Here is a 2028-nt window from a genome sequence, read left to right as displayed (position 1 = left end):
CGACGATGTCGAACCATCCTCGCTCCTGACGCACGCGCCCTACCGCTATGGTCATAGGACGATATCTCCAGAACAATGACGACAAATAAAGTGCAATACAGCAGCGCCTGCAACATTTCTAAGCAGCACTGTCCTTCCATCTTACGAAAAATCAATAAGTTGCAACACAGCCTCAGGAAGAAGCGCTGCCTCAGCTCATCCGGCGCAGGGATCCCTTGTGTTTTAGGATGGGAAGGGTTTTGGCTGAGGGCAACTGAGCCGGGATCCGTTCACGGCGGCGGAGCGGAGCCCACAACAACAGGGAGGGCATCGTGGTTCAAGCCAAGATTTTGTTCGCAGCGGCAGAGGCAGCACCTTTGGCCAAGGTGGGGGGCATGGCGGATGTGGTGGGATCCCTGCCTGTCGTTTTGCGCAAGCTGGGTCAGGATGTCCGCATCATCATGCCTCTGTATGGCTTTCTCTGGGACAAGTTCGGCCAGGAACCGGGGCAATACCCCCGCTCGAAAGATCCCATCTGGTCTAAACAGGTCATGGGTCAGGTGGCCGATATTTACGAAAGCGTTTTGCCCGGCACCGATGTGCCCCTCTACTTGGTCAGCCACTACTGCTTTGCTCCCCACCGCATCTACTACGGCGAGGACGAGTTCTGGCGCTTCACCTTTTTTGCCAACGCCGTAGCCGAATTTGCCTGGACTTACTACCCCTGGAAACCCAACATCATCCACTGCCACGATTGGCACACCGGCATGATCCCGGCCTGGATGCACCAAGCTCCCGATATTGGCACGGTGTTCACCATCCACAACCTGGCCTACCAAGGGCCCTGGCGCTGGCAACTGGAGCGCATGACCTGGCTGCCCTGGTATTTTTCTGCCCACAACACCATGGCTGCCGGGATCCTCTACGCCGACCAAGTGAACACCGTCTCGCCCACCTATGCGATGGAAATTCGCACCCCTCTGCATGGGGAAGGACTGCAGGACTTGTTGGCCTGGAAAGGGGAACGGTTGCGAGGAATTTTGAATGGGATCGACATCGATAGGTTTGATCCCCGCACCGACCCAGACCTAGAGGCCAATTTCAGCATCGATGATCTCAGCGGGCGGGCGACCAACAAAGCCACGCTACAGGCCAAGTTGGGCTTGACCGTTAACCCAGATACCTTCCTGATGGGCATGGTGGCCCGTTTGGTCGAGCAAAAAGGGATCGACTTGCTCATCCAAGCCTTGGATCGCTTTTTGGCCTACAGCGACGCGCAATTTGTTTTGCTGGGAGGCAGCGGCGAAGCCTACTACGAAGGGCGGATCCGGGAGATGGCCGAGCGGCACCCGGGCAAAATGGCCTACCAAAAAGGCTACCAACCCAAGCTGGCCCAGTTGATCTACGGGGGGGCAGATGCGTTTTTGATGCCCAGCCGCTTTGAACCTTGTGGCATCAGCCAAATGATCGCCATGCGCTATGGGTGTGTGCCCATCGTCCGCCGCACGGGGGGGCTGGTGGATACGGTCAGCCACCACATCCCCAGCAAGGGGATCGGCACCGGCTACTGCTTTGACCGCTACGAAGCCCTGGACTTTTACACCTGTCTGGCGCGGGCTTGGGAAGCCTTCCAGCACAAAGAAACCTGGCAAGCGCTGCAGAAGCGGGGCATGGCCAGCGATTTCAGTTGGCACCGCTCAGCGCTGGAATACCTGCGCATGTATGAGCTGATTCTCAACCTACCGCTGCTGCCGGAAAAGCCTCCAGAGCCACCCAACTCGCCCAGCTCCTCTCCGCCCAAGCTCAAGAAGCCCATCTCCTCCCAGCCTCGCTCCAAAGGGATCCCTGAGCTGCAGCAAAGACCCGAGGAGTAGGGTAAAGTGGAACGGGTCAAGAGAGGTTTTGGGGGTTACCCGCACATGATTGGACGACGTCCCGCTGTTGCTTCCCAAGGCTGTCGCCAGGACGCCATCGCACAGGGGCTCAGCCTTCTGCGCCGTTCTTGGGCGCGGTTGGTTTTCGGCGTACTGCTCGGCCTTGTCCTGGGCA

General features: G+C 58.3%; 1 protein-coding gene. It reads left to right on the top strand.

From position 1 onward, the window contains the following. The first annotated feature begins 311 nt into the window (after positions 1-311). Positions 312-1853, top strand: coding sequence for a glycogen synthase GlgA (gene glgA / locus NW838_RS14950; protein ID WP_414428312.1), 1542 nt, complete (start codon positions 312-314; stop codon positions 1851-1853). The last annotated feature ends 175 nt before the right edge of the window (positions 1854-2028 follow it).

The sequence above is a fragment of the Synechococcus sp. R55.2 genome (assembly GCF_047462075.1).
Taxonomy (GTDB): domain Bacteria; phylum Cyanobacteriota; class Cyanobacteriia; order Thermostichales; family Thermostichaceae; genus Thermostichus.
The sequence above is the reverse complement of the archived record's forward strand: the minus strand, read 5'-3'. Positions and strand labels throughout refer to the sequence as shown.